This window comes from Prosthecobacter sp. (assembly GCF_044373815.1).
GTDB lineage: Bacteria > Verrucomicrobiota > Verrucomicrobiia > Verrucomicrobiales > Verrucomicrobiaceae > Prosthecobacter.
Window position 1 is genome coordinate 1 of sequence record NZ_JBIPNG010000479.1, and the last position, 5,090, is coordinate 5,090.

Here is a 5,090-nt window from a genome sequence, read left to right on the forward strand (position 1 = left end):
TGCATGCCCAGCAGTTCGCCCAGCGCGTGCAGAGCGAAGGCGGCAAAGACACCGCCGATCAAGTCCGCTACGCCTTCAAGCTCGTTGATGGCAAAGCCCCCTCAGAGTCCGATGTGCAGCAGAGCGTCGAATTCGTGCAGGCCCAGACCGAGTACTACAAGGCCAATCCCACCCCCCTCGAAGTCCAGCTCGGCGCAGCCTCCAAAACCCCCGCCGATCCCGCCTTCCTCGGCCTCACCGCTTTGTGCCACGCGCTGCTCAGCTCCAATGCTTTGCTGTATGTGGACTAGGCCACGCGGTGTTTGATATGGACTGCGGTTGCGCAGTGAGGCACGAACGTAGCTACCGCTTTCGCCGTCCTCGGCGACTCTCGCATACCACAAGATACTCGAAGGCGGTAGAGCATTTTGCGAAGCTGATTTCCGGAAAGCGAGTGTGGAGACGCTCGGCGGCGGCTTGAGGATAAGCCGCCCTGCCTCGCGCTGGGCGTTCGCATGGCCAACATAGGTAGGGCTGGCTGTCCTCAGCCAGCCGCCGTCGAAGCCCACGATTCTCGATCAAGAAACAGCCTGCTAAGCAGACATGAGTTTTGCGAACTGCTATAGCTATCGAGGCCGCATTGATTCGCTGTGGTTCACCCATACGGCTTCAGCCACTCCGTGCTCTTCAATTCCAGCGCCGAGGTGAAGCTGGCCGTCGGGTAAGGTTCATCCGCCTCCGATTTCCAAAAGTTCTCCGGCACCGAGGCAAACTCAAAGCCCAGGTGCATCTGCCCATCCCGCGTCAGCGTGATGCCGCTCGGAGTCAGCGTGACCGATTCACATCCTTCCAAAGGATGACCCTCCGCCAGCAATGAGCGCGTGGCGGCGGCGATCAGTTCATCATACCTCCCGATGAACTGCTGCCACAGCGCCACCTGCGCATTCGTGGGGCCGAAGCCATAGGCGCTCAGTCTCACCGGCTTTCCCGTTGGCAGCACCGGCTGCGCATGCCAGGTCTTGTAAAACGCCGAGTGCTCATAGTCACCGATGATGGCATGATGCCCCGGGACGCGGGCCTCCTGCCGCATGCGCCGCGCCAGATCCAGCACCATCACCGTCGCCAGCAAAGCGCCAAAGACCGCCGCGATTTGAAGGACGACGCCGGCGTTGGACAGCACCGTCACATCCCAGTCAGGGAGGGTGACCGTAGGCAGCCGTCTCAAGACTTTGAAAACCAGCCACACGCCGATGCAAAGCGCCAGCCCGATGATGCACACGGTGAGGAAGCCGCACACAAAGACCACCAGCCAGCCCTGCATGGACGGCCGCGCAAACGCATGGGCCGTGTTGTAGTTGAAGATCTTCATCGCCTTGGGTTGCCGGATTGGAAGCACGGCGTGCTGCCTCCGCGCCGCTTCTGGTTGAATGGCAGCGTTTTATCACTTCTCCTCCTGCGGTGTCGAGATTATTCCGCAGTGCGACAAAAGTTGCATTGGGCGCGGGCGGTCACGGCACAGGGCCGGCCAAATTCGTCGCAAAACCATTCGTCAATCTTCATTCTCACTTCATCATTGCGGCATGGCTCAGGCAATCATGAATCCAGAAGAAGTCCGGCGCTTCGCGCAGGAGTTGAAACGCTTCAACACGGAAATGCAGCAGCGCTCCGCCTCCCTGCAGAGCCGCTTCACCGCCCTCGGCGAGACCTGGCAGGACGCCGAGCATGAGAAGTTCGCCGCCGAGTTCACCACCACCATGAAAGCCATCAAGCGCTTCATGGAGATGTCAGAGCAGCACACGCCCTTCCTCCTCCGCAAAGCGCAGCGCATTGAGGAATACCTCAGCCAGCGCTGAGCTGGGAACACCCCAACCACGCACTGCTGAAACATGGCTGACCAGGCACGCATCTCGAATCTCGATTCCATCGAGTCCTTTCGCGTTGCGCTCATCGTCTTCATCAACAAGACCCGCCAGACGCTCGACACCGTGCAGGACGCGGTGAAAAAAACGCGCGGCTGGGTGCAGACCGAGCAGCCAAACTACTGGCAGCAGCAGATCCGCATGCGGCAGAAGAAGCTCGATCAGGCGCAGCAGGAGCTCATGAGCGCACGCATGTCCGAGTTCATTGACAATCCCACCGTCCAGCAGATGGCCGTGCGGAAAGCCCGCGCCGCGCTCGAGGAGGCCCAGGCAAAGCTCGACCGCACCAAGGCATGGGGGCGTGATTTCGACCGCACCATTGATCCGCTCGCGCGCAAAACGGACTCCCTGCGCGACTACCTCGACAGCGATCTCGCCAAGGCCGTGGCCTACCTCGTCGAAATTCAGAAAATACTTCAGGCCTACAACGAAACTCCGGCCCCTCCCGCGAGTTCGGACTCCTGATCCTCGGACTGCCTCCCCGCTGGCCCGCTGTCAGCCGTCCGCCACCTGCTTCTGACCGTCCACCGCCCGCTCGTTACCGTTCACCACTTCCAGCCTAACGTTTGAGCACCTGCTGCTTATCCTCGACTGCTTACCGGCCCATGAATCTCATCCAAAACGCCCGCGAACTCTCGGAGCAGTGGCATGCCACCAAGGTGCACTGGCGTGACGCCAAGGCGCTGGAATTTGAAAAAACCTACCTTGAGCAGCTGCCCGGTCTCATGACCAAGACCGGCGCCATGATCAACGAACTCGAAAACCTGCTCCGAAAGATCCGCAAAGACTGTGAACAGCTCCCTTGATCTCCGCTCCTCGCGCATTGCCTCCCTGCACATCTCGCTGCGTGACACCATCAGCGACTTTGCCACGCGCAGCGAGCAGATCGCCCGCGAAATCCGCTCCAAGCGCTACACCGCCGAACAAAACCACCTCCAGCAGCTGGAGACGTTTGATGCGCAGCACGGCACCACCGTCAGCGAAGTCGCGGCTCAGTGGGATGATTACGTCAAGACCATCCACGAACGCCACGCGCTGCGCACCACTTCCTTCAAACGCTACGAGGACCGCATCAAGCGCGACCTCAAGGCCATGGTGCAGAAGGAGCGCGAGCGCTGGCTCGGGCGCCAGCAGATGCGCCGTGTGCATGCAGACGCCATTCGCAAACGCGGCCTGCAGCAGCTTGATCACAACACCGACGCCCTGCTGGAGCGCCTCACCGCCGCCAAAGAACGTCTTCTCGCAGTGCTGAAGGCCACCGGCGAACGCCTCGGCCGCAAGACCGCCCCCGCACCGAACACCCGCCTCACGCTGGCAGACATCCCCGCCCGCATTACCGACATTGAAGGGCATGCTCAGGGCCTCGAAGAGCAGCTCGCCGCCGGCAAAAGCTCCGGCATGTTCAAGATGTTCTCCAAGCCGCGTGTGGATCTGCAGGAGCTCAGCGCCGCAGTGCTGGATTACGAGACCTGCCTGCAGGAACTGGATGCCGCCAAAGATGCCGCTGCCGCGCAGCTTCAGGCGGACTATGACCACACCGATGGGCTCGTCACCGCCGACTGGAACCGCACGGAAGAAGTCGCTGAGAAATACCGCCTGGCCATGCTGCGCAGGCTTGCCTCGCAGATCCCCGCCTGCCTCACCCGCAATGAGCACCTCCTCGCCCGCAATTTGCAGCGCTTTGAGGTGGAAAAAGCCGCCGCCATCGCACAGGTCAGCGGCCCCCTCATGCTGCAGCGTCAGCAGCTCAATGACCAGCACGATGCCACGATGCACGCCATGCAGGCATCGGCACAGCAGCGCTGGTTCAAGCTGCAGGCCGAGTGGAATCAAAAAATCCCCCCGCTGCTCGCCTCGGTGGAAGAGATCGAGCAGGACGCCACCGCGAAGCTGGAAGCCTGGACCACCACCTACCAGCCGCATGAGCTCTTTCCAAACGCCGTGCGCTTCGGTGCGCTGAAGCTGGACCTCAGCGCCCAGGCGGCGTTGTTTGCCAAAGAGACGCCCTTCGATCTGCGCGGTCATGAGCGCATCACCCTGCCTCTCGCGCTTTCCTTCCCGCAGGAGGGTTCATTGCTCATCGAAACCGACGACGACGGCGGCAAGTGGGTGGCCGATGTGATGAACGACGTCATCTTCCGTCTCTTCACCCAGTCACCTCCCGGAAAGGTTCACTTCACCATCATCGACGCCGTCGGTCTCGGGCAGAACTTCGCCGGCCTCATGCACCTGGCCGACTACGAACCCGCCCTCATCAACCGCCGCATCTGGACGCAGCGTGAGCAGATCGAAGAGCGCCTCATCGAGCTCAACGAGCACGTGGAAAAGGTCATCCAGATGTACCTGCGCAACGAGTACGCGACCATCACCGAGTACAATGAGCAGGCCGGCAGCGTGGCGGAGAAGTACCACTTCCTCGTCATCGCCGGACTGCCCGCCGCCTTCAATGAATCGTCCATCGCGCGTCTGAAAAGCATCGTCATGAGCGGCGCACGCTGCGGCGTCTTTGTGCTCATTCATTGGGATAAACGCCAGCCGCTTCCTGAAGGACTCAGCGCCGAAGACCTGCGCAAAAACTGCCTGCGCATCGTGCGGGAAAAAGGTGTCGTCAGCTTCAATGGCATTCGCACCCTGGAACTCGATGCCCCGCCGCCGGATGCCATCGCTGCAGATCTCGCCCATCAGATCGGCCAGGCCAGCATCGACTCCAACCGCGTGCAGGTCCCGTTCAGTGTCGTCACCCCCAAGGAGATGTGGTCGGAAAGCACCACCAACGAACTCCGCATCGCCATCGGCCGCACCGGCGCCACCAAGCTGCAATACCTCGCCATCGGCAAAGGCACCAAGCAGCACGCCCTCCTCGCAGGTAAAACCGGTTCCGGTAAATCGACCCTGCTGCACATCATCATCACCAATCTCGCCCTCTCCTGCAGTCCGGATGAGGTGGAATTCTACCTCATCGACTTCAAGAAAGGCGTCGAGTTCAAGTGCTACGCGGACAACAAACTGCCGCACGCCAAAGTCATCGCCATTGAAAGCGATCGCGAATTCGCATTGAGCGTTCTCCAGCGCATCGACGAAGAACTTCGCCGGCGCGGCGAACTCTTCCGCAAAGCCGGCGCGCAGGATCTCGCCGGTTACAAGCGCGTCGGCGGCACCGAGCCCATGCCGCGCGCCATGCTCATTATTGAC

At 61.2% G+C, this 5,090-nt stretch carries 5 protein-coding genes and 1 pseudogene; 5 read left to right on the forward strand and 1 reads right to left on the reverse strand.

Features of this window, described 5'->3' with window-relative positions; translation table 11 throughout:
* Positions 1 to 290, forward strand: a pseudogene (locus tag ACIREA_RS26465) (hypothetical protein); the annotation flags it as partial.
* 344 nt (positions 291 to 634) lie between these two features.
* Here ACIREA_RS26465 and ACIREA_RS26470 read toward each other — a convergent pair.
* Positions 635 to 1,348: a hypothetical protein gene (locus tag ACIREA_RS26470; protein ID WP_397385327.1), complete on the reverse strand. Its 714-nt coding sequence runs from the start codon at positions 1,346 to 1,348 to the stop codon at positions 635 to 637.
* A 226-nt stretch (positions 1,349 to 1,574) separates the two neighbouring features.
* Here ACIREA_RS26470 and ACIREA_RS26475 point away from each other — a divergent pair, with 226 nt between their 5' ends.
* From ACIREA_RS26475 to ACIREA_RS26490, 4 genes are all read left to right on the forward strand, one after another.
* Positions 1,575 to 1,832 (forward strand): WXG100 family type VII secretion target, encoded by a 258-nt coding sequence (locus ACIREA_RS26475; protein ID WP_397385328.1) that lies wholly within the window; start codon positions 1,575 to 1,577, stop codon positions 1,830 to 1,832.
* Positions 1,833 to 1,865: 33 nt separating this feature from the next.
* Positions 1,866 to 2,363: a hypothetical protein gene (locus ACIREA_RS26480; RefSeq protein WP_397385329.1), complete on the forward strand. Its 498-nt coding sequence runs from the start codon at positions 1,866 to 1,868 to the stop codon at positions 2,361 to 2,363.
* A 140-nt stretch (positions 2,364 to 2,503) separates the two neighbouring features.
* Positions 2,504 to 2,704: a hypothetical protein gene (locus ACIREA_RS26485; protein ID WP_397385330.1), complete on the forward strand. Its 201-nt coding sequence runs from the start codon at positions 2,504 to 2,506 to the stop codon at positions 2,702 to 2,704.
* Positions 2,688 to 5,090, forward strand: a 2,403-nt coding sequence (locus tag ACIREA_RS26490) for an FtsK/SpoIIIE domain-containing protein (protein WP_397385331.1), incomplete at its 3' end; no start/stop codon positions are given. The genes ACIREA_RS26485 and ACIREA_RS26490, both read left to right, overlap by 17 nt.

Excerpts from the sequence above, each read along its gene's own strand:
- ACIREA_RS26470 (WP_397385327.1), bottom strand. The coding sequence starts at position 1,348 with ATGAAGATCTTCAACTACAACACGGCCCATGCGTTTGCGCGGCCGTCC.
- ACIREA_RS26475 (WP_397385328.1), top strand. The coding sequence starts at position 1,575 with ATGAATCCAGAAGAAGTCCGGCGCTTCGCGCAGGAGTTGAAACGCTTC.
- ACIREA_RS26480 (WP_397385329.1), top strand. The coding sequence starts at position 1,866 with ATGGCTGACCAGGCACGCATCTCGAATCTCGATTCCATCGAGTCCTTT.
- ACIREA_RS26485 (WP_397385330.1), top strand. The coding sequence starts at position 2,504 with ATGAATCTCATCCAAAACGCCCGCGAACTCTCGGAGCAGTGGCATGCC.